The sequence below is a fragment of the Sabulibacter ruber genome, from assembly GCF_017355955.1.
Taxonomy (GTDB): Bacteria; Bacteroidota; Bacteroidia; order Cytophagales; family Hymenobacteraceae; genus Nibribacter; species Nibribacter ruber_A.
This window is the reverse complement of the sequence record NZ_JAFFID010000003.1, coordinates 385,720-409,075: the sequence shown is the minus strand read 5'-3', so window position 1 is coordinate 409,075 and position 23,356 is coordinate 385,720. Positions and strand designations below refer to the sequence as shown.

The 23,356-nt window shown below is 47.6% G+C and carries 13 protein-coding genes; all 13 read left to right on the top strand.

The genetic code is table 11. From position 1 onward, the window contains the following. Window positions 1–21 precede the first annotated feature (21 nt). The 13 genes from JT719_RS17335 to JT719_RS17275 all read left to right on the top strand — a co-directional run bounded on the left by JT719_RS17335 (window position 22) and on the right by JT719_RS17275 (window position 23,079). Window positions 22–1,719, top strand: a complete 1,698-nt coding sequence (locus tag JT719_RS17335) for a RagB/SusD family nutrient uptake outer membrane protein (protein ID WP_207434825.1) — start codon at window positions 22–24, stop codon at window positions 1,717–1,719. 259 nt (window positions 1,720–1,978) lie between these two features. Further along, window positions 1,979–3,886, top strand: coding sequence for a glycoside hydrolase family 32 protein (locus tag JT719_RS17330; RefSeq protein WP_207434824.1), 1,908 nt, complete (start codon window positions 1,979–1,981; stop codon window positions 3,884–3,886). Window positions 3,887–3,942: 56 nt separating this feature from the next. After that, the gene (locus tag JT719_RS17325) at window positions 3,943–5,349 is read left to right on the top strand and encodes a DUF4960 domain-containing protein (RefSeq protein ID WP_207434818.1); all 1,407 of its coding nucleotides are present in this window, start codon (window positions 3,943–3,945) and stop codon (window positions 5,347–5,349) included. Between the two features lie 211 nt (window positions 5,350–5,560). Next, window positions 5,561–7,126, top strand: coding sequence for a glycoside hydrolase family 32 protein (locus JT719_RS17320; protein ID WP_207434816.1), 1,566 nt, complete (start codon window positions 5,561–5,563; stop codon window positions 7,124–7,126). A 102-nt stretch (window positions 7,127–7,228) separates the two neighbouring features. Next, window positions 7,229–9,304 carry a glycoside hydrolase family 32 protein gene (locus tag JT719_RS25435; protein ID WP_207434814.1) on the top strand — a complete coding sequence of 692 codons (2,076 nt, stop codon included), beginning with the start codon at window positions 7,229–7,231 and terminating at the stop codon, window positions 9,302–9,304. A 724-nt stretch (window positions 9,305–10,028) separates the two neighbouring features. Then, window positions 10,029–12,656 (top strand): GH116 family glycosyl hydrolase, encoded by a 2,628-nt coding sequence (locus JT719_RS17310; protein ID WP_207434812.1) that lies wholly within the window; start codon window positions 10,029–10,031, stop codon window positions 12,654–12,656. A 926-nt stretch (window positions 12,657–13,582) separates the two neighbouring features. Beyond that, the gene (locus JT719_RS17305; RefSeq protein WP_207434810.1) at window positions 13,583–16,699 is read left to right on the top strand and encodes a SusC/RagA family TonB-linked outer membrane protein; all 3,117 of its coding nucleotides are present in this window, start codon (window positions 13,583–13,585) and stop codon (window positions 16,697–16,699) included. Window positions 16,700–16,721: 22 nt separating this feature from the next. After that, window positions 16,722–18,527 (top strand): RagB/SusD family nutrient uptake outer membrane protein, encoded by a 1,806-nt coding sequence (locus JT719_RS17300; RefSeq protein WP_207434809.1) that lies wholly within the window; start codon window positions 16,722–16,724, stop codon window positions 18,525–18,527. A gap of 103 nt (window positions 18,528–18,630) precedes the next feature. Continuing rightward, window positions 18,631–19,707 (top strand): GTP-binding protein, encoded by a 1,077-nt coding sequence (locus JT719_RS17295; RefSeq protein ID WP_207434808.1) that lies wholly within the window; start codon window positions 18,631–18,633, stop codon window positions 19,705–19,707. 18 nt (window positions 19,708–19,725) lie between these two features. Further along, window positions 19,726–20,400, top strand: coding sequence for an MIP/aquaporin family protein (locus tag JT719_RS17290; protein WP_207434805.1), 675 nt, complete (start codon window positions 19,726–19,728; stop codon window positions 20,398–20,400). A 37-nt stretch (window positions 20,401–20,437) separates the two neighbouring features. Beyond that, window positions 20,438–20,776, top strand: coding sequence for an FKBP-type peptidyl-prolyl cis-trans isomerase (locus JT719_RS17285; RefSeq protein WP_278251883.1), 339 nt, complete (start codon window positions 20,438–20,440; stop codon window positions 20,774–20,776). A gap of 140 nt (window positions 20,777–20,916) precedes the next feature. Further along, window positions 20,917–22,083 carry a glycoside hydrolase family 172 protein gene (locus JT719_RS17280; protein WP_207434801.1) on the top strand — a complete coding sequence of 389 codons (1,167 nt, stop codon included), beginning with the start codon at window positions 20,917–20,919 and terminating at the stop codon, window positions 22,081–22,083. A gap of 192 nt (window positions 22,084–22,275) precedes the next feature. Next, window positions 22,276–23,079 carry a glycoside hydrolase family 43 protein gene (locus tag JT719_RS17275; protein ID WP_207434800.1) on the top strand — a complete coding sequence of 268 codons (804 nt, stop codon included), beginning with the start codon at window positions 22,276–22,278 and terminating at the stop codon, window positions 23,077–23,079. Window positions 23,080–23,356 lie beyond the last annotated feature (277 nt).

Sequence of the window (23,356 nt, the reverse complement as noted above, 5' to 3'; positions counted from 1 at the left end):
CCTCACTTAGAAAGAATTTCTATGAAAAAGATAGCAGTCCTATTAGTAGGAACATTGATAAGCATTTCCGCTTGCGAAGATAAATTGGATGTCAATCCGCGCGGGGTGTTGAACGAAGGGCAGATCAGTAACCCGGAGCAGGCCGAAGGCTTTGTGATTGCGGCTTACTCGCATCTGGGAAACGACGAGATTAACCGGGGGAACAGCCTTTGGCAATACGGGAACGTGCGGGCAGATGATGCCTACAAGGGCGGGAGAGACCCGGGCGACGGGCAGGGCTTCCACTTTATGGAAACCTTTGTGAACACCCGGCCAGACATGTGGGAACTGGATGGAATGTGGTTCCAGCAATACGTGGGCGTACGGCGTACCAATGAAGGGCTCAGGATTCTGAACACTATGACCCAGGAGCAATTCCCGCTGCTGAATGTTCGGAAAGCTGAGTTGAGATTTCTGCGGGCGCACTACTACTTCCAGCTGAAAATCTTGTTCAACCGCATTCCCTACATGGATGAAAATGTACCCGCCGACCAGTACAAGTACATCACCAATGTAGAGCTGACCAGTGACCAACTGTGGGAAAAAATTGCTCAGGACTTTGAGTTCGCGGCAGCTAATCTGCCCGCTACCCAACCCGAGATAGGCCGTGCCAACCAAACGGCGGCTTACGCTTATCTTGCTAAAACCAGGCTGTACCAGGCTTATGAGCAGAATGAGCAGCACGCCGTGGTGAACATCAACCAACAGCGTCTGCAGCAGGTGATTGAGGCCGCTGATAAAGTAATTGCCTCCAAGTACAGTCTACAGCCAGACTTTGCTAATAACTTTCTTACCGGGTCTTATGAAAATGGCGTAGAGTCCATCTTTGCGGTACAGTTCTCCAAAGGCGATGGTACCGCCAATGGCCGGTTGAATTGGGGCGACATGCTGACCGTGCCGCAGGGGCTGGGCTGCTGTGATTTCCAGAAACCCTCTCAGAACCTGGTCAATGCCTACCGGACCAATGAGGCGGGTGTACCGCTTTTGGAAACCTACAACCAAACCAACGTAGATTTCGGGCAGAACACGGTAGACCCAAGGTTAGATCATACCGTGGCGCGCCCCGGCAATCCCTGGAAATACGAGCCTACCCGGGTGTTTACTGAGAGCTGGAGCCGTACGCCGCAGATCTATGGCTACTACAACTCAATGAAAGAGAACGTGTCGCCAACTGATCCGGGGTTTACCAACGTGGATCCCTTTTACGGCAACACCAAGCCCAGAATTGTGCTGCGCTACGCCGATGTTCTTTTATTCAAAGCAGAGGCCCTCATAGAGTTGGGCCGGCATAATGAAGCCTTGCCGCTGATCAACCAAATCCGGGCCCGTGCGGCCACCAGTACAGCCAGGTTGAAAAATGAGGAGGGCGCCTTCACTGCCAAATATTTGGTGCGACCCTATGAAGCGGGTGTAAACATAGATTGGAGCCAGGAAAATGCGCGCCAGGCACTCAGGTTTGAGCGCCGCCTGGAGATGGCCTTGGAAGGCAGTCGGTTCTTTGACTTAGTGCGCTGGGGCGTGGCAGACCAGGTGATGAACAGCTACCTCACCGTGGAGAAAACCCGGCGGGAGTTCTACAAAGACGGTTTCTTCACCAAAGGCAAGCATGAATACCTGCCCATCCCGCAGAACCAAATCTTTTGGAGCGAGAACCGCTATGTCCAGAATCCAGGGTATTGATTCTGAGGTGGCGTGAGCTACAATTTGAGAAGCCTATGTTTTCTGTTTCTGGTCTGATTGTTCAAAACTAGGACAGAAACAGAAAACATCCACCAAGTACATCATGCGCTCTGAATCATCCATCCGCTGTGATTTGGTGCCGCTTTCAGGAAAACGCGTCCAAAACAGGTTCAAGCCGTCAAGAATAGAACTTAAAATGAGAGGTAAAGGAAAACTACTGCGTTTGTGTTTCTTGTCCCTGATGCTGCTGTGCGGGTTTATGACTCAGGCACAGTACCAGGAGAAATACCGGCCCCAGTTCCATTTCAGTCCGCAGAAAGGCTGGATAGGAGACCCAGACGGACTGATCTTCACCGAAGGCAAGTACCATCTGTTCTGGTGGGGGCATGCCGTCTCCGAGGATCTGGTGTACTGGAAAGAACTGCCTTACCCCATGAAAGGCGATGATGGTTCCTTCTCTTACTTCTCCGGGTCTGTGGTGGTGGACAAGAACAACACCTCGGGGTTTGGGGCCAAAAGCATGATAGCGGTGTACACCCGGCATTTGCCCGGCGATTCCCTACCAGAAACCCAGGCCCTCTCAGTGAGCAATGATGGAATCTACTTCCACTATTACCAACACAACCCCGTGCTGGATATCAAGAAAGTGTTCTTCAGAGATCCGCAGGTGTTTTGGTATGAGCCGGAGCAGAAATGGGTGATGGCCGTGGTGTTGCCGGATGCGCAAAAAATCCATCTCTATGACTCAAAAGACCTCAAACACTGGAATTATCTGAGTGAATTTGCGGGCTTAGGCGCCCAAAGTGCATTTTGGGAGTGCCCAGACCTGTTTGAACTTCCCGTAGAAGGCAATGCCAAGCAGAAAAAGTGGGTATTGCTCATAGGACGAGGACCCAACCGGGTGCAGTATTTTCTAGGGTCTTTTGACGGAAAAACCTTTAAAGCAGACGAAGAAACCACGGCATACCTACGCCAAGGAAAAGGTTTGCCAGGGCGATTATTTGCTGGTTTTGATGAAACGGCCCTAAAGAACTGGAAGCAATCTGGCACGGCATTCAATACTCAACCAACAAACCTGGATTCAGTGGTGCATCTGGGAAATGGGTTTGCTTCTTCGTTCAAAAAATCTGGAGAAGGGGTAGGAACCCTTACTTCACCCGCTTTTACTATCCGCGAGAGTGCCATTAATTTCCTGATTGCAGGTGGAAATCACCCTGAAAAGGCTTCCATAAACTTGCTGGTAGATGGTAAAACGGTAAGAACTACCACCGCAGATAACAGCTCTGTCTTTAAATGGAAAGGCTGGGACGTAAGCGAATTCAAGGGAAAAAAAGCGTCCATCCAATTGGTTGACGAGGTGACAGGCGGCAAATGGGACTACATATCAGTGGACCACATTCTGTTTTCAGATGTGCTGATGAATCAGAACCTGGAACACGCTCTGTGGTTAGACTACGGCCCCGATTTTTACGCCGCCAGAACCTGGCGCGACATTGATCAGAAGAGTAAGCGTACCACCATGCTGGGTTGGCTGGGCAACTGGGATTACGCAAGAGATGTACCCACCACCTGGGGCAAAGGGTTTGAATCTGTTCCGCGTGAACTTGCTTTGATAAAACAGGGCAGCGGGATAAGAATGGTGCAACAACCCATTCCAGAGTTGCAGAAGCTCCGCAAGGCCCTGCACCAATTCTCTAACCGGGAGATCAGTGGCACAGCTGAGATGAAGGAGTTCAAGCCTGCTAAAAACACCTATGAACTGGAGGTGACATTTGATACCAGAACCTCCGCCACCTTCGGGTTGAATCTGCTGGTAGGAGAGGACCGGAAACTGGTGGTACAATACAATCCCACTACCTCCAGCCTCACAGTTGACAGAACCAACTGTACTGATTTTGCCTCTAACCAGGAGTTCAATCAGAAGTTTCCGCTCAAGTGGCAAGCGCCAGTTATCCCAATCCATCATCAGCTCCGGCTACACATATTGGTGGATCAATCATCAGTGGAAATTTTCACGAACCAAGGGGAAGTAGTGGTCAGCGCGCTCACCTTCCCGGCAGAATCGCAAACCGGAATAGAGTTGTTTGCAGAAAACGGCAAAGTGACAGTGCTGGACCTTAAAGCATGGGAGTTGTCCTCTATCTGGGCAATCACTTCCAAACCATAATGACCAATTCAGAAAAACTTTCTTGTAAACCTAAAAGAAACTAAGGAGACATGTTTATGATAAAAGCTTCTACCATCTGTACCTACAGGTATCTGGCAAGCCTGGCCTTTGCCATGCTCTTTGTATTGTTCTCCTGTGAGGAGGATAATGAAAACCCCGACTTCGTCTTAAGTGCTCCGGTACAGATTGCCTCTTTTCAGATAAATGGGGTGAACGGTACCATTGACCAGAAATCAGGGGCTATTGTTTTTTCGCTGCCTTACAACAGTAATGTATCGGCGGTAACCCCAACGGTGGAGTTACCGGCAGGCGCCACTATCAGCCCGGCAATTACTACGCCTACCAATTTCGGTCAGGAGGTGGAATACACAGTAGTGAACGGTAACTTGTACAAGAAATACAAGGTGCGGGTACAGATTCTGCAGCCTATCCTAAGGTTTGCCTTGAATGGGGTTGAGGGAGCCATTGACCACGCCAATAAAACCATTTCGGTGGTGCTGCCTTCGGGTACCAACGTGTCGGCGCTCACGCCGGAGATTGAGGTATCAACAGGTGTTTCCATCAACCCTGCATCAGGTGCGCCTCAGGATTTCTCCTCGCCTAAAGTCTACACCATTACCGCCGGCAACCGCAGCGAAGAATACACCGTGACCGTTAGCTTGCAGACCGTTGGGCTGAACGTTGCTTTTCTGGGGGTAGCCGCCAATAGAGGTGCCCTTACCAACCCCGATGAGAAGGCTGCGGCAGACTGGCTTTTCTCCAAGTTCTCAGACGCGGCATACCTCTCCTTTGATGAAATAATTGGCGGAAGAGACCTCAACCAGTTTGATGTCATCTGGTGGCACCATGATGCCGCCATGGAATTGCCCGGGGTGGCCTTGGAAGCAAAAGCCGTGAACGCATTGAAAAACTACCGGGCCGCCGGTGGAAACCTGTTGCTGACCACGTTTGCCGCCCGTTACTTGGAAACTCTGAACGTGATCCCACAAGGCAAAGGACCCAATAACGTGTTCGGGGATTTCCCGCCGGCCGGGTTTGTAGACCAGAACAGTTCCTGGGGCATTTCCTTCAAAGGGCATGAAGATCATCCCATCTTTGCCGGATTGCAGACCTATGAAACTGGCAAAGCTTATCTGTTAGAGAAAGGTACCTTTAGGTTAAACCACGTGGCGTGGTGGTTCCTGCCCGAATGGGGTGGCTATGGCAACGGAGCGGGTTGGAGACAGCAGACGGGTGGTGTGAACCTGGCCAGTGAGGCATGGGATGACCAGTTGAATGGCCGAGTGGGCATTGCCGAGTTCCCCGGCAACGGAACATCAGACGGAAATGTGGTGGTGATTGTCTTTGGGGCATATGACTGGTTCAATGAGCCAGACGCAAACGGTACCCCTAGCCAGGCCAATGCCTTCAGATCCAACATTGAGCGTTTGACGGAGAACTCCATTAAATACCTGGCAGAGTAACAGAACGTGGGCAGTCCGAAGCTGTTTTAAGCTTTCTTTTCAAAAAGAGGCCGCAAACCAGCTTCGCGGGCTCCTACCAAACGATTTTCTTTCAATTCATAGAAAATGGACTTAAAACAGTATGGTTCTTTTTCAATGTAAAAAACAAATAACACCCTGGTAGCTAATTGAATCTCAGCAATCAGGTAAGATTGAACAAACTAGTACAATTATGAAGATAAGCACCATGATTAAGGCCCTGGTATTTGTTGGGGTAACGGCTTGTGGGAGCAATGATGACCCAGTTCCCGTTGACCCGAGAACAGGCGGGGAAACAAAAGAGGTAACGGTTTACCCCCAACCACCCGCCGGTTGGATGGGCACTACCAATCCTTACAACACCACCGGTTGGGTAGGAGACATCATGCCTTACTATGACAATGGCAAATTTCATGTTTTCTTTTTGCATGATGCCCAGAACAAGCCTGCCGGCCAGGGTTTCCATGACATCCACAAGTTTGAGACTTCTAACCTGGTAGACTTCTCCTACGCGGGTAGGATGATTCCATACGGTACCGCCAATCAGCCGGATTTTGCCATAGGCACGGGTTCCACGGTGAAAGTGGGCAATACGTACTACATGTACTATACCGGGCATAATGGCAATACTGCTTTTACCCATGGAAACCCGAGGGAGAGCGTGCTTTATGCTACCAGCCAGGACTTAAAAACCTGGACCAAGAACACTACTTTCAAGCTGACTGCCCCGGCGGGCTACTATGACTTTGATTTCCGGGACCCTCAGGTCTTCTTCAACTCAGAGAAAAATGAGTACTGGATGCTGGTGAGTACTCAAACCAGCGCCCGCAAGGCCGTGGTGTTGCTTTTCACTACCCAAGACCCCGCCTCAAATAACTGGACTTCCCGGGGGCCGCTTTACACAACCACTCCTGAAGAGAACTTCCTGATGCTGGAGTGTGCCGATGTGTTCAAGATGGGCAATTACTGGTACCTGTTTTTCTCAGAAAACTGGAGTGGCATGACCGGCACCCGGTACCGGATGGCCACCTCCTCTGAGGGACCTTGGGTGAAGCCCACCCATGACATGCTGGACGGCCAGTTCTTTTATGCCGCTAAAACCGCTTCTGATGGCAACAAACGCTACCTATTTGGCTGGACCGCCAGAAGAATGCCTGAAACCGATACAGGTAACAAAGAATGGGCGGGAAACATGGTCACACATGAGCTGACCCAGGCAGCCGACGGCACCTTGGGAGTCAAAGTCCCCGAAAATGTGGCTAACCTGTTCACCAAAGAAATACCTTTGCAGGTGAAAAACACCGTTGGTTCTGTGACTGTGACTGGTGCTACCTATCAGTTAAATGGATCTCCTTCTGCCGCTTTCAACCTCTTCAGCCCATTAACCGGAACAAGAAAGATTACCGCCAAGCTAAATATTGCCGCAGCTTCTGGAGCGGCTGGTTTTGTGTTCAATTCTGATAATGTAATCCAGCAGTACTACAAAGTTGTGGTAGAACCCGGCAATGGCAGAATAGCGGCATATCAGGTCTCGGGCACCAATGAACAGCTCATTTCCCGGGTACCGGTTACCTTACAAACCGGTACAACTTATGATGTAGCTGTGGTGGTGGATGGTTCAGTGTGCGTAGTGTACCTGAATGGCAAAGCAGCCTTGAGTAATCGGATTTATGGCTTACAAGGTAAGGCTTGGGGCATCACGGCTACCGGTACGCAAGCTACTTTCTCTGAGGTAAAACTTCAAAGCTCTCAGAAATAGACACACAACTACACTTGTGTTAGACGAACTATTTCCGGGCTGATTTCTACAAATCGGCCCGGAAATGAGGCGATAAAATCATTGCTCATAGACATTAAAACCATGAAAAAAATCTCAATTCCTGCTTTAGCAGCTGGCGCTTTTCTCGCAGTTAGCTGTGCAACTATCAAGAATACTGATCAGGCAGTAGCAGTTTCCCAAGAACAACACCGCCCGCAATACCATTTCACGCCGCCGGCCAAATGGATGAACGACCCCAACGGCATGGTGTACCACAAAGGCGAGTACCACCTGTTCTACCAGCACCACCCCGGCGGCACAACCTGGGGACCCATGCACTGGGGCCACGCTGTCAGCAAAGACATGGTGAACTGGGAGCATTTGCCCATCGCGTTATACCCAGATGAAAACGGGACCATTTTCTCGGGCAGCGCGGTGGTGGACGTGAACAACACCTCGGGGTTGGGTACCAAAGAGAACCCGCCCATGGTAGCCATCTTTACTTACCACAATGAAAAACTAGAGAAAGGCGGTAGAAATGATTTCCAAACGCAAGGGATTGCCTACAGCCTGGACAACGGTCGCACTTGGAAGAAGTACGAGCAGAACCCGGTGCTGAAAAACCCGGGTATCCGCGATTTCAGGGACCCTAAGGTGGCCTGGAACGAGAAAGCGGGGCAGTGGGTGATGACCCTGGCCGTTCTGGATCATATTGAGTTCTACGGCTCCAAGAACCTGAAGGACTGGTCTAAGCTAAGTGAGTTCGGGCAAGCCATTGGAGCGCACGGTGGAGTGTGGGAGTGCCCGGATCTGTTCCCGCTTCAGGTAAACGGGCAGGAAAAGTGGGTACTGTTGGTGAGCATCAATCCTGGTGGGCCAAACGGCGGTTCTGCCACCCAGTATTTTGTGGGAGACTTTGACGGAACCCGGTTTATCCTGGATAAGCAGTTTGAACAAGCACTCACCAGTGGTAGAAGCGTGCCGAACGGAAAACTGCTTTCCGGCTTTGAAGGAGGAACTTATGGTACTTGGAAGGTAGAAGGGGATGCTTTTGGCAGTGCGCCCGCCACCGGAGCCTTGGCGAATCAGCAGAAGGTAAGTGGCTTTGAAGGGAGCGGGGTAGTCAACAGCTACCAGAACGGGGATCAGGGCACCGGTAAACTGACCTCTCCCGAATTCACCATTGATTCTGACTACATCAACCTGTTGGTAGGAGGAGGGAAGCACTCCCGGGGCACAGCCGTTAATCTGTTTGTTGGCAATGAGCTGGTAAAGAGCGTAACCGGCAACAACAGCGAAAGCCTGAATTGGGTAGCCATGGATACCAAAGCCTTAAAAGGCAAAAAAGGGAGGATAGAGATTGTGGACAATGTGAAAGGTGGCTGGGGGCATATTCTGGTAGACCAGATCCTTCTTTCTGTGCAACCAGCTACCCCTAGAGTGGAAGGTTTCTGGATAGACTATGGCACCGATAACTATGCCGGTGTCACCTGGGCCAACATCCCGAAAACGGATGGTAGACGTTTGTTCCTGGGATGGATGAGCAATTGGCTGTACGCCAATGAAGTGCCTACCGCCTCGTGGCGGAGTGCTACCACAGTTCCTCGTGAACTCACCCTGCGGCAAACAAAAGAGGGCATTAAGCTAGTGAGTACCCCGGTGAAGGAGCTTCAGAAACTTAGAACCGGTTCTATTGCCCTCAAACCCGAGGACATCAACGGTACGCTTGATCTGAGCAGTAAGTATAATCTGAACACTCCCTTGCTGGAACTGGACCTGAACCTGGACGTGAATCAGGCGCAACAGACCGTGGTGAGGTTCTCCAATGCCAAAGGCGAGCAGGTAGAAATAGGGTATTCCGCAGCTGATAATGAGCTGTTCATTGACCGTACCAAAGCTGGCAAGACTACGTTTAAAACCGATTTCCCGGGGAGACATACTGCTCCGGTAACCTTGGAAAACGGCAAGCTCAAACTACACCTCTTGCTGGATGTCGCTTCCGTAGAGGTATTCGCGAATGATGGTACTACCGTGATGACGGATATCTTCTTCCCGAATGAAGATTTCACCAAAGTAGAGCTCGTCTCCACCGGCCTCTCCAAACTTGAGAACAGCAGGGCTTATAAGTTGAAGGCAGCAGAAATCAAGGGGCAAGGGCTTTCTTTAGTGAACCAATAGTTTCCCGTCATTTGATAAGAATTGTATAGGCTGTGTTTTGGAGCTGTTTTATGAAAAGCAGCTCCAAAACCGCTTTTATCCTTTATAACTAGGATTTAAGCCGATGAGAATGCCACCAAGCTTTCTGCATTTGCCTCCCGTAGATCTGCCCGAATAAAAAGCCTGAAGCTTTACAATCTTTCGCAACCAGCCTTATAGATTGTTCAGATTAGGAGAACATAGTACTCTATCTGAAATCAGGCTCATCTTCTCCTTAACCAGGGAACCTTTAGAGCCGATGTTATCAGACTTTACTTCCACAAAGGGCTAAACTCATTGCCATTTATTAACTTGTTTCTTCTAATAGGCTCTGTTCATTGAAAAAAATAAAATTTATGTTGTTAATTAATCGTTTAACTATATATTTACGCAAGTATTTCCTCTTAGCCAGTTAAGGCTACCTCTCTTTACTTTTTAGTGTATAGTTAAACGATTAAAATTTAAGCCTCTTATTGGCAGTTTGCAGGCGTTCACCTTCTGTGGAAGGGCATCCATAGGAAAGAGGGTACTGCATACAACCAAAGGCAGAGTTGTAAGAAGAGGTGAGGTACATACCACTGCACGTTTGGGTGCAGAAATGCAAGTGCTTCAGGATATTTTAAGCACTAAGGAAGTTGGGAGGGGCAGGGAAGGTGTCTACTAATGTTCATTCAATTAAAATATTCATTAGATATATTCAACTCAGATGAAAGAAGAAAATAACCGCCGATCCTTCCTGAAAAACCTGGGAGTGAGTGGTTTGGCCGCCGTCACTATGCCCGGAGCTTTGCTGGCTTCTCCCACTATTCCTGAAAAGAAGAACGAAAACCCAACCAGTGCCGAAGATAGTAAGAAAGACGTTGTTCAAAGGCGAAATTTCAATGAATCATATAAGGGTGAATATCTGAATAGAGTTGCCTTCCCCATTGGGGGGATGGGGGCTGGTATGTTTTGCCTGGAAGGTACGGGCGCTATCTCGCATATGTCTATCCGGCACAGACCCGAGATCTTTCACGAGCCCAACATGTTTGCTGCCGTAGCCGTGAAGGGACTGGAAAAGGGTGCCAAGGTGGTGGAAGGCCCCGTCCCCGACTGGAAGATTTTTGGTCAGCGGGGTACCGGTAATGGTGCCCATGGTGCTACTTTTGGGTTGCCCAGGTACAGCAGTGCAGAGTTTCTGGCCCGTTTTCCCTTTTCTACTATCAATCTGAAAGATCAGGATTTACCGCTGGAAGTACAGTTGGTGGGTTGGAGTCCTTTCACGCCAACAGATGAAGACAATTCCAGTCTTCCGGTAGGGGCTCTGGAGTACAGAATCGTGAACAAGGGAAACAACCCGGTGGAGGGTGTTTTCTCTTACAACTCCAGAAACTTCATTCCCCAGCACGGTGGTGGAAAAGCCTCTATCAAGGGCATTCAGAACGGGTTTGTGCTTTCGCAGGAGGGCACCAAGGAAAAACCACATTTCAGCGGTGACTTTGCCATCTTCACCAATGATCCTAACACCGTAGTGGACCATTGCTGGTTCAGGGGAGGCTGGTTTGACCCGCTTACCATGGTTTGGAACACCATCAAAGAAGGCAATGTGAAAACCAATGCTCCGGTTGAAAAGGATGCGCCCGGTGCCTCTCTGTATGTTCCGTTTTCCCTGCAACCAGGTGCTGAGAAGAGCATTAACGTAATGATGGCCTGGTATGTGCCGGATTCTGATCTGCGTTTCGGGGACAAAGTGGACGGATCAGGTTCCTGTTTAACTACCGCCGATCTGGGAATCGAGATCAACAAGAACTATACCTCGGCTCACTATAAGCCCTGGTACAGCAGCAAATTCAAAGATGTGCAGGAGGTGGCAGCCTACTGGCGAAACAATTATGCTGATCTTCGGAAAAAGACGGAGGCTTTTACAACTGCTTTTTATTCCAGCACCCTTCCGGCCGAGGTAATGGAGGCAGTGGCTGCCAACCTTACCATCCTGAAATCGCCCACCGTCATGCGGCAGTATGACGGCAGAATGTGGAGTTGGGAGGGCTGCAGCGATGATTGGGGTTGCTGCCATGGTTCCTGCACCCACGTCTGGAATTATGCGCAGGCTGTGCCGCATCTCTTCCCCGGCCTGGAAAGGACTCTGCGCCACACCGAATTCTGCGAGAACCAGAACGCCGACGGGCACCAGGCGTTTCGGGCTAATTTACCAATTTCACCCCTGAAACACGATTTCCACGCTGCGGCAGACGGTCAGTTGGGAGGCATCATGAAAGTGTACCGCGACTGGCGCATCAGTGGTGATAATACTTGGGTAAAGAAAATGTACCCAATGGTGAAAACCAGTATGGACTACAGCATCCGTACCTGGGATCCTAAAAAGAAGGGAGTAGTAGAAGAGCCCCACCACAATACCTACGATATTGAGTTCTGGGGCCCCAACGGCATGATCACCAGCTTCTATCTGGGAGCTTTGAAGGCCACCTCCGAAATAGGAAAATTCCTGAAGCAGGATGTTGCTGAGTATACTTCCCTTTATAACAAAGGAAAGAAATACATGGAGGAGAAGCTTTATGATGGAGAATACTTCATCCAGGACATCCAGTGGACAGGGTTGAATGCCCCGGATCCCGTAAAAGCCCAATCCTTTCACACGCAGTATACCGAAGAGGCCCTGGAGGTGCTCAAAAAAGAAGGACCGAAGTACCAGTACGGGTCAGGTTGCTTATCAGACGGGGTGCTAGGTGGTTGGATGGCAAGAATGTGCGGACTGGAGGAGCCGGTTGATGCGCAGAAAACCAGGAACCATTTGCTGGCCGTTCATAAATACAACCTTAAAAACGACTTAAGCGACCACGTCAACCCCCAACGACCTACTTACGCAATGGGGAATGAAGCAGGCTTGCTTTTATGCTCCTGGCCCAAAGGCGGTATGTTATCCCTACCCTTCGTGTATAGCAATGAAGTCTGGACCGGAATAGAGTACCAGGTTGCCTCACACTTAATGCTGCAAGGCCAGGTAAAAGAGGGGCTCGATATTGTCAAAGCCTGCCGGAACAGGTACGACGGGCGGGTCCGGAATCCTTTCAATGAGTATGAATGCGGTAGCTGGTACGCAAGAGCCATGTCTAGCTACGGGATGCTACAGGGACTCACAGGCGTGCGCTACGATGCCGTTGATGACACCTTGTACATTGATTCTAAAGTAGGGGATTTCACTTCCTTTATCTCCACCAACACGGGTTACGGCACAGTTAGTCTGAAAGGAGGCAAGCCTACCCTTTCAGTGGTGCACGGCAAGATTCCCGTGAAGAAAGTGCTTGTTTCCGGTAAGTCCGCCAGATTAGGATAAGTTATTCCAATGCCTCGTGCTTGGGCTATAACTTAAAGTTTAAGCCTTTGTGGTTAAAGTGGGTTTTGGGGCTGTTTTTTTCAAGTTAGCCATAAAACACATCTGAACCCAAGCGTGTTGTACTAATAATTAATTCAGGATATTCTCCTGTGCTTCTCAACAGAGGTGCAGGAGAATATCTTGGATAACTTCCTTCAGCTTAATAACCTTCTCATTTGCATCTATTATTTACAAGTTATTAAAGCAGGATCTTTGTCTTTTAGATAGCTTTTGGTTAATCGATAAATAAAGTAGTAAAACATTAGGAATTTAATTTTAAGGCGTTTAAATTTCCTGTGTTAATTAAGGGTTTGCCAATGTAGAGGCGGCTGTGCTAACTGTACCTTAGAATACACAACTACATTTTTGCAGAAATTGAGTGTTTAAGCAGTACAAGGCTAAAAAGCCACTTCTAATCAATCAGATTCTTGCATTACAGATCAAGGATTTGCAAGCTAATGCTCTGCTTGGCTGATTATCTATTACTATTCATTTCCACTTTATAGTTCATTTAAAATTCAAAATGTAGGCTTTAAACCGAATATTTTAGTTAAACGATTAAAAAGATAAAGTTATAATTCGAATAAGATTTATATAAGTATGAAGGCTCCCTAAAGTGCTGTGTGGGGAGCTTTAAGGCTTACCCCAACTAAGTAGCTTGAATATTAGAGTGGAGTAAATCCAGCGAGATGGGAAGGAGTGCATTTGATAAAGGTAAAGTTCCTGTGGGGAAGGGTGCCGGCTATCTAACTGGAAGCATAGTTTTCTTAAGTATTTGCTTAGGTAGTATTTAAATAATCTAAAAAGTTTATATGGGATACATTTACAAACGCTTTTCAAAACCGCTGGGTAAGAAGCTTCTAAAATTGATATTGTTGTACCCCTGTGTGGGTATTGTAACAGTACAGGCCGAAAGCTTATCCACTAAAACCCTCTCTGAATCTAAGTTAGAAAATCCTTATCTGTCAAAGGCCGCCAGTGAAAACGCAGATCTTCACTCAAAAACCGGGGCTGTTGCAGCTCCAATCTCCATTACCGGCAAAGTAACAGATGAGAAAGGCGGACCACTTCCCGGGGTTACTGTGTTGTTGAAAGGTTCTACTATTGCTACTGCCACAGATGCCAATGGCAGCTTTGAATTATCGGTTCCAGATGAGAAAGGGGTCTTGATTATCACCATGATCGGGTACGAGCCTCAGGAAGTTCCTATTGCTTCCAGCGTTGTAAGAAACCAGGCTGTTCTCAATGTAACCATGCGTCCTGATGCAAAAGCCTTAGAGGAAGTAGTGGTAGTAGGGTTTGGTACCCAGAAGAAAGTATCTGTAACAGGCGCAGTTTCCACAGTTAGCACCACAGAGTTGCAGCAAACGGCCACGCCCTCTTTATCCAATGCCATAGGAGGGCGGCTACCTGGTATTGTAACCCGGCAGGCTTCTGGCGAACCAGGCTTTGATGCAGCCCAAATCTACATTAGAGGCCTGGGAACCTGGGTGAATCGTGCTCCCTTAATCCTGATTGATGGGGTGGAAAGGGATATTAACAGTATCAATGCGCAAGAGGTGGAGAGCTTTTCCATCTTGAAAGATGCCTCTGCCACTGCCGTTTACGGGGTACGGGGAGCTAACGGAGTAATTCTCATTACTACCAAAAGAGGAGTGAAGGGTAAACCAAAGATCACCTTCAGAACCGAGTCTGCCATGCTCACCGCCATGAGACTTCCAGACTATATCACTGGTCCTGAATATGCAAACCTCATCAATGAGGCTTTGGTTAATGAAGGTAAGGCTCCACGTTATTCAGAGGCAGAGTTAGACAAGTTTCGTACCGGATCAGATCCTTATTTGTATCCAAATGTAGATTGGGTAGATCAGGTTCTGAAGAAGAATACTTTTCAAACTATCAATAACTTAAGCATAGTAGGAGGGGGAGATGTGGTAAGGTATTATACCAACGTAGGGTACACCTTACAGAATGGTATCTACAAAGAAGATGAACGAAATACCTACCAGACAAATGCTCAGATCAAGAGGTACAACTTTCGCTCTAATGTAGATATTACCCTTTCAAAAAGCCTCAGTATGGAACTGGGGTTAGGAGGAATCATTAGACATGGGAATTATCCGGGGGTACCCGCAGGAGGAATATTCAATGCGTTGAGAATAATATCACCTATCCAGTATCCGGTGTTTAATCCAGATGGATCACTTGGAGGAGGGGCCGCCTGGCTAGGGGAAAACCCTTATGGCCAATCTACCCAATCTGGGTACACGGTGCAGGACCACAACACCTTACAAGGAACTTTTGGAACACGTTGGGATCTATCTTCTTTAGTAACCCCGGGGCTTTCTGTACAGGGTAGGTTCGCCTATGACCATTATTACCAGGCTGCAATTGATCGGTTCAAAGCTTATGAATTGCGCCAATACAGAGGTAAAGACGACCAGGGGAATGACCTTTATACCACTATCAGAGAAGAATCTCCTCTTGGTTTCAATGTTTTGAACTACGCTAACAGGGCAGTTTATTATGAAGCTTCGGCTAATTATGACAGAAGCTTTGGGAAACATGCTTTGACAGGTTTAGCCCTGTACAACCGGCGGGAATACATAGACCTTATTCGTCCTGGTATTACATCAACCGCTAATCTTCCTTACAGACGTGAAGGCTTTGCAGGTAGATTTACTTATGGATTTGATGAAAGATACTTGCTGGAGTTCAACATGGGCTATAACGGTTCTGAGAACTTCCCAAGAGGTAAACGGTTTGGGTTTTTCCCCTCTGTGGCTGCAGGCTGGATTGTTTCAGGAGAAAAGTTCTGGAAACTTGATTTCGTTAATCACCTAAAATTCCGGGCCTCACACGGGCAGGTTGGAAACGATCAAATTGGTCCACGGTTTATTTACAACACAACCATCAACCGCGCAGGGCAAAGCTACCTGTTTGGGGAGAATATGGCTTTTTTCCAGGGGTTTGATGAGGCATTGATTGGTAACCCAAATGTGACTTGGGAGGTCTCTACCAAAACAAACCTGGGAATGGATCTGGAGCTGTTCAATGGAAAGGTGGCCCTACAAGTTGATGCATTTAGAGAAAACAGGGAAGGAATTCTTCTTCAGAGAAGAGACGTGCTGCAAGTAGTAGGTATTTACCCCTGGATTGTTCCTTTCGCGAATATCGGGAAAGTGAAAAACCAAGGGTTTGATGCCCAGTTGACCATCAGGAACTCCACCACCAATGGCTTCTACTATTCATTGAATTCAAATTTCACCTTTTCCAGAAACAAGGTGATAGAAAATGATGAACCCACTCCTAAGTATCCTTACCTGGCTAGAGAAGGGCAAAGAATAGACCAGCCCTTCGGGTTGATATCCCTTGGCTTGTTTAGAGATCAGGAAGACATAGCCAACAGCCCAAGACAGACCTTTATGGATGTTGTAAGGCCTGGTGATATCAAATACAAAGATGTAAACGAAGATGGCGTGATTGACACCTACGACCAGGTTGCTATTGGTCACCCTAGAACGCCGGAAATTATGTATGGAATGGGAGGAACCCTGGGGTACAAAGCCTTTGAAATCAGCGTGTTTTTCTCAGGAGTAGCCAATACCAGTCTCTTCGTGGATGGCCCTTCTATGTACGCCTTTGAACTGGGAATGGGTACCTACAATATCTTGCGGGAGTACTATGATAACCGTTGGACTCCGCAGAACCCAAATGCAAAATATCCAGGCGTGATTACCGCTGAAAACAGAAACAACTATCGTAGTAGCACCCATTATCTGCAGGATGCCAGCTATTTAAGGCTGAAGAATGCCGAAGTAGCTTACAATGTTCCAAAACCTTTCCTGGATAAGATTAAGCTAAGCGATGCCAGAATCTTTATAAACGGTACTAACCTGTACACCTGGGATAAAATAAAGGTGATTGATCCTGAGTCAAATTATGGAACAGGTGGCTATCCGCTACAGAGAGTGATAAATTTTGGTGCACAGGTGACCTTCTAGTACAATCATTAAGAAATCAGACATGAAAAGTAAAATCATATCGCTTGCTCTTTCTTTGTTGATACTTCTGGCAATGTCCTGTGAGCAAGACTTTTTAGATAAAGGACCGGAGGAAGATTTAACCTTAGATGAGGTTTTTGCTGAAAGACAGTACGCTGAGAGTTTTCTTACCTCGGCCTACTTCAATCTGCCAGAAATGATGAACCCTGCCGATTGGCCCGCCAGAAATCCTTTTACCGGCGCTTCAGATGAGATGGAGATAACCTATAAGGGTGCTTATGCTCATTTGCTGAATTCAGGGGCCTGGAACTCTGACTATACCGTGCCAGATATCTGGGGATTCAACTATGAAGGAATCAGAAAGCTGAACATCTTTTTAGATAATGTGCATAAGGTGCCCTTGGTACAGGGGTTCACCGAGGAAGACCGGCAACGGTGGATAGGAGAAGCCACATTCCTGCGTGCCTTCTACCATTTCTTCATCATGCGGATCCATGGACCAATTCCAATCATGAACCGCACTTGGGGAGTAGATGAAGAATTTGATGCCATCCGCCGTCAGCCTTTAGAGGAGGTGGTCAACTTCATCGCCCAGGAATGTGATAAAGCTGCTCAAACTTTACCTATGCGCAACACAGGCCCAATGGTGGGACGGGCAACCAAAGCCGCCGCAGTGGCCTTGAAAGCCAGAGTTTTATTGTATGCAGCAAGTCCGCTGTACAATGAGAATGTTCCTGCTGAGTTCAGAGCCCTGAAAAATGATGACGGTACGCTCCTGTTCCCCCAGGCATACAAACCTGAGAAGTGGAATGCCGCCGCACAGGCCGCCAAAGAAGCGATTGATATGGTGGAAGGAGGAGGGTACACCCTATACAAGGCAGCCAACAATGATCCGGTAACCAGTTACCTGGAACTGTTCATGCGCAATTGGAATGATGAAGTGCTTTTTGCCCGTAACCTGGGTTTCTATGGTCACTTTGAACGGCAAGCCAACCCATTGAGCCACGGCGGGTTTTCCATCCTGTGCCCAACCCAGGAGCATGTGGATGCCTATCAGATGGCTAACGGAGAATCGCCCATCCTGGGCTATAACCCAGATGGTTCACCAAACATCAACCCTAACTCAGGTTATACAGAACAGGGTTTTTCCACTACTGCTCACCCCAAAGGCTATTATCCAACAGATGTGAGCAACATGTATGTAAACAGAGAGCCCCGTTTCTACGCCAATATCAGCTTCAGCGGCTCTATGTGGAAAGGCAGAAGACTGGAATTCTGGAACACGGGGCTTGACGGACGATCAAGAGGAGGTTCTGACTACAACATTTCAGGTTACCTGATGAGAAAAATGGTAGATCCTAACTCCGTTACCTTCCAGGATAGGTTTGCATTAAGATCCTGGATCTTCTTTAGAGTAGGAGAGCTTTACCTGAACTATGCCGAAGCCCTAAACGAAGCCCAAGGCCCGGTAGCCGATGTGTATACGTATGTAAACCGCATCCGGGAACGGGCCGGGTTGCCAGGACTACCTGCAGGGTTGTCTAAAGAGCAAATGCGTGAACGGATCAGGCATGAAAGAAGAATTGAGTTAGCCTTTGAAGCTCATCGGTACTTTGATACCAGAAGGTGGAAAATAGCCGAAAATATTGACAATAAACCAATCCATGGGATGAACATCCTGGCCGGGAATAACCTTAAAGATCCTGCTTTCTATAACAGGGTGATTATTGAAAACAGGGTATTCCAAGCCCCTAAGCACTATCTGTGGCCATTACAAATTGCAGAGATCAACAAGAACTTTGAGCTTGTGCAAAACCCTGGCTGGTAAGTTTAATCTTAGTGTTGGAAGTTAATCATTGAATCAGAAGCTGAGCGATACATAGCTTTATCATAAGAGATGGTCGCTTAGCTTCTAAAAAGAAACTGTAGGTATGAAACTGTATCTGGTTGGCGGATTTCTAGGCAGCGGAAAAACAACCGCAATTCAAAAAGCCTGTTCTGAGTTGCTTAGCAATGGCATAAAAGTAGGGGTAATCACCAATGACCAGGGAGATCAGTTGGTGGATAGTGGGTTCATGAAAGGAGCAAACGTGCCTACTCTGGAAGTGACCAACGGCTGTTTCTGTTGTAATTATGACCAACTTGACTCAAACCTTTATTCCCTGAAAGAGGAGAACAGTGCAGAAATAATTTTCGCCGAATCGGTAGGTTCATGTACCGATCTGATCGCCACCATTGTAAAACCCTTGTCTCAATACCGCCCAGAAATAGAAGTGGTGGTATCGGTTTTTGCAGATGCCCGGGTCTTGCCAACGTTGCTTCAAAGCTCAAGGCTTTTTGCCGATAGTGTGAGTTATATCTACAAAAAGCAACTGGAAGAAGCTGATCTTTTGGTAATCAATAAAGTGGATCTCCTTTCCCCCACCCAGCTGCAGGAACTGAAACAGCTGGTAGAGAAAAAGTACCAGCACAAGCAGATTCTTTATCAGAATTCACTAGACAGTAAAAGTATCCAGAATTGGTTGAGAGGGCTTCTGGAGTTTGAGCTTACCAGTAAACGCACCTCGCTTGATATTGATTATGAGGTATATGGAGCAGGAGAAGCGCTACTGGCGTGGGTAGATCAGGAGATTGAAATCTTTTCAACTGAAAGCAATGCCGTTGAAATTGGAATTGGGTTAATTTACAGAATCCATGCCGGAATCAAAGAAAATGAGCTTTCCATTGGGCATCTTAAATTCTTGATCAATACCGGTCTTGCGCAAGAGAAGATAAGTTTTACAACCGCTTCTGTTGCTCAAACTCAAATCAGTACAGCTTTACCAGAAACCAGGCATCTATCTATTCTGATAAATGCGCGGGTTCAGGCCGAACCGGATTTCCTGGAAGCCATTATCTCAGATGCCATCCAGGAAACGCAAGAACTATCTGGTTGTACCATCCTGGAACAGAAGAAGAACTCATTTCAACCAGGGTTTCCTACGCCAACTCATAGAATTCTGGAATAACTTTTTTGACCTGGAGGTATGCGAGTGAACTACAGGAAATGGCTGGCAGAGTATGTGGGTACTTTTGCACTGGTATTTGTTGGTACCGGGGCCATCATTGTGAACCAGGAGTCAAACGGAATGATAACCCATGCTGGGGTTTCAATTACCTTTGGAGCCATTGTGATGGGCATGATCCTGGTTTTCTCAAAGGCCTCCGGGGCGCATCTTAACCCTGCAGTAAGTTGTGCTTTCTTTATAAGCGGAAGTTTACCAGCCAGGCAATTCCTGTTATATGCTGCAAGCCAGTTTCTGGGTGCGTTATCGGCCAGCCTGAGTTTGAGGCTTTTATTCCCCTTGAATCCGTCACTAGGAGTAACTCAGCCCTCCATTAGCCCTATGCAAACCATTGCTTTGGAGTTCTTTTTGACTTTCCTGTTAATGGCTGTAATACTGAAAGTAGCCGAAAAACGGGAAAGCAGCCTTCTCGCAAATAGCTTTATAATAGGTCTGGTGATAGCCTTAGAAGCTCTGTTGGCAGGTCCCTTAACTGGGGCTTCTATGAACCCAGCCCGCTCTTTTGGCCCTGCCCTGGTCTCTGGTCATATGGAGCATCTGTGGATTTACCTGGTGCCCACTACCCTGGGGGCAGTAGGTGCAGTGCTTTTATGGAAACTTGTTGGTTCAAGATTTAAAACAGCATTACAGGCCTAAAGTATTAACAACAACAAAGTGTCAATTTCTTTACAACATGCAGGTAGCTTTCAAGACGGTAGTTTCATTACGGTACCTAATGAAGAACAGTAAAGGTGAAGTCCTAGAAGACACTATGAGTGGTGAGCCTATTCAGTACATCCATGGTTTCGGGAACATACTGCCTGCCTTGGAAGCCAACCTGATTGGCTTAAGAGCCGGGGACACCAGAAATGTGTCTATTTGCCAAGAGGATGGCTATCAAGACCTGGATGACAGTTTTACCCTGGAACTGGTTGTGGAGGAGGTACGTGCCGCCACTAAAGAGGAACTGGAAGTAGGGTTATTGGTCCAGAAAATCAAGGAAGAAAGTTGTGGGCCCGAAGGCTGCTGTTAAGGTGGGGGCTTCGCCTAAGCTTCACTGAACAATCTTTTCGCTTGAATGATTCTTCCCGGTACTGGTAAGGCCAAGTAGCTCTATGCCAATGCTGTATCACGCTTGCTTTCTTACAATTATTCATAATCACATCATTTATCATGAAGCATAAAATTCTACTTCTATTTGCTGCCTTCCTATTGCTGGTAGAAAATAGCAATGCCCAGGAGTTGATGGGTTTGTCACAGATTAAGCAAGATGTGAAGTCCAGAAGGGTAAGCAGCCATGACCGGACCGGAGGTAACAATGACCGTTTTGAGAATATTCCTGACGGACAGAAACGCACGCTGTTTGATGTAAAAGGGGCTGGTATTATCAATCATATCTGGATCACCATCGCGCCCGGACCAGATCACTTAAACCGCAACGATATCATCCTTAGAATGTACTGGGATGGAAATGACTATCCATCGGTGGAGTCACCTATAGGTCCGTTTTTTGGCCAGGGTTGGAACGAGTCCTATAACTATGCTTCTCTGCCCCTGGCAGCGGGTCCGGTAGATGGAAGTGGACTGGTGAGTTACTTTTCTATGCCCTTTGCCAAAGGAGCCCGGATTGAGATAGAAAACCAGACCGGAAGGAACATTGAGGCCTTCTACTATTTCGTGGATTATGTAGAGATGCCCAGCCTTCCTAAAAACACCGGCCGGTTCCATGCCTGGTACAACAAAGAATTGACCGAGGCACCGGCAGAAGGAGAGAACGAATGGGCTGCATTGGGTCCACAGGGCAACAATACCTCTGGCAAAGACAACTACCTTATTGCAGACATCAAAGGGAAAGGTCATTTTGTGGGGGTAAACTACTACGTTCACTCTCCAACCCCAATGTGGTATGGCGAAGGCGATGATATGATCTTTATTGATGGAGCAACTCAGCCCACTATCAACGGAACGGGTACCGAAGACTACTTCAACACTGCCTGGTGCCCTAAAGATGTTTACGCACATCCTTACTACGGGTATGCCAGGGTGAACAATGATGTAGGTTGGTTAGGACGTACCCATGTTTACCGGTTCCACATATCTGATCCAGTCTATTTTGATAAGTCGCTAAGGTTTACCATTGAACACGGGCACAACAATGTCCTTACCTTGGATCTGGCCAGTGTTGCGTATTGGTACCAGAGTGAGGCAGCAAGAATTCCCGCCATTCCAAACAAAGAAGCCAGAAAATTCCTGCCGTTCATTGGCCCAGTGGAGATGCACAAATGGCGGAACGAGTGGCGGAAAAGCAAAGGCAACGGGGCGCAACTTTGGGGAAATTGATTCCTTTCAAGCACTGCTATTTCTAACCAAGAGTGCTGAAGTGAAAGTGCATTTTAAAGGTGTTTTTGCTAAAATAGCCTCAAATCAGGAGTAAGGGGAGTAGTACAATTCTCCTTATTCCTGGTTAATGTGGTTTGCAGTAGCCGTTGGGAGATTTGTATTGCATTCTGTGACAATAACTAAGGTAAAACCATGAAAAGTAAGTTAATGGCCATTCTCTTTTCAATTGTATCCCTTAGTGGTTGGGCTCAGAAGACCATGAACCCGGTGATTGACCAGGATTTCCCCGATCCTACAGTGGTAAGGGTAGGAGACACCTACTATGCCTATGCCACTAACAGCGATGTAGAGGGCAAAACGTTGAATATCCAGGTGGCTTCTTCCAAAGACTTGCAGAACTGGAAAATTGAAGGCGATGCACTTCCCAATAAACCTACCTGGGCCGCTACAGATTTCTGGGCGCCCCATGTACTTTATGATGATAGCTTAAAGCAGTACGTGCTGTTCTACTCCGGTGAGTCCAATGATCAAAACGTGGGGAAATGCATGGGAGTAGCCTTTTCAGACAACCCGCTTGGCCCTTTTGTTGACATGGGAAACCCTCTGTTGTGCGGAGACACCTTCATCAACATTGACCCGATGGCTTTCATTGACCCTAAAACCGGCAAGAAGCTTTTGTATTGGGGATCAGGGCATGAACCTATCAAAGTGCAGGAGCTCTCTTCAGATTGGAAGTCTTTCAAAAATGGGACAAGTCCCAAACCGGTTATCCTACCAAGACAAGAAAAGAAGTATGACCAATTGGTTGAAGGAGCATGGGTAGATTACTATAAAGGAAAATATTACCTCTACTATTCGGGAGATAACTGTTGCGGCGAAAAGGCCAGTTACGCGGTATTGGTTGCCCGCTCAGAAGATCCTTTTGGCCCTTTCACCAGGTTGGGGGAAGAAAGGAAGAACGGCACCAGCGTCATCTTAGAGAAAGATGATTCCTAGCTTGCCCCCGGGCATAATTCCATTTTCAAAGACAAAAATGGGAAGCGTCATATAGCCTATCATGCTATAAAAATCCAGAAAGACGGTAAAGTAGATATGAATGCGGGTAGGGTAATGTTGATAAAGCCGATCCGGTATAAGAGTGGATGGCCTCAGATCAAGTAAGTGCCTTACAGAAGGCAGGAGAGCAGTGTTTAAATCTAAGCAGAGTCAATGGTTTAATAGGATACAGGGAATTGCCTGACCTATTTATGGGAATTACTATCCTATGCTTTTA

Coding starts and splice junctions, on each gene's coding strand:
- JT719_RS17295 (WP_207434808.1), top strand. CDS start 18,631: ATGAAACTGTATCTGGTTGGCGGATTTCTAGGCAGCGGAAAAACAACC.
- JT719_RS17275 (WP_207434800.1), top strand. CDS start 22,276: ATGAAAAGTAAGTTAATGGCCATTCTCTTTTCAATTGTATCCCTTAGT.
- JT719_RS17320 (WP_207434816.1), top strand. CDS start 5,561: ATGAAGATAAGCACCATGATTAAGGCCCTGGTATTTGTTGGGGTAACG.
- JT719_RS17285 (WP_278251883.1), top strand. CDS start 20,438: ATGCAGGTAGCTTTCAAGACGGTAGTTTCATTACGGTACCTAATGAAG.
- JT719_RS25435 (WP_207434814.1), top strand. CDS start 7,229: ATGAAAAAAATCTCAATTCCTGCTTTAGCAGCTGGCGCTTTTCTCGCA.
- JT719_RS17325 (WP_207434818.1), top strand. CDS start 3,943: ATGATAAAAGCTTCTACCATCTGTACCTACAGGTATCTGGCAAGCCTG.
- JT719_RS17300 (WP_207434809.1), top strand. CDS start 16,722: ATGAAAAGTAAAATCATATCGCTTGCTCTTTCTTTGTTGATACTTCTG.
- JT719_RS17335 (WP_207434825.1), top strand. CDS start 22: ATGAAAAAGATAGCAGTCCTATTAGTAGGAACATTGATAAGCATTTCC.
- JT719_RS17280 (WP_207434801.1), top strand. CDS start 20,917: ATGAAGCATAAAATTCTACTTCTATTTGCTGCCTTCCTATTGCTGGTA.
- JT719_RS17310 (WP_207434812.1), top strand. CDS start 10,029: ATGAAAGAAGAAAATAACCGCCGATCCTTCCTGAAAAACCTGGGAGTG.
- JT719_RS17330 (WP_207434824.1), top strand. CDS start 1,979: ATGACTCAGGCACAGTACCAGGAGAAATACCGGCCCCAGTTCCATTTC.
- JT719_RS17290 (WP_207434805.1), top strand. CDS start 19,726: ATGCGAGTGAACTACAGGAAATGGCTGGCAGAGTATGTGGGTACTTTT.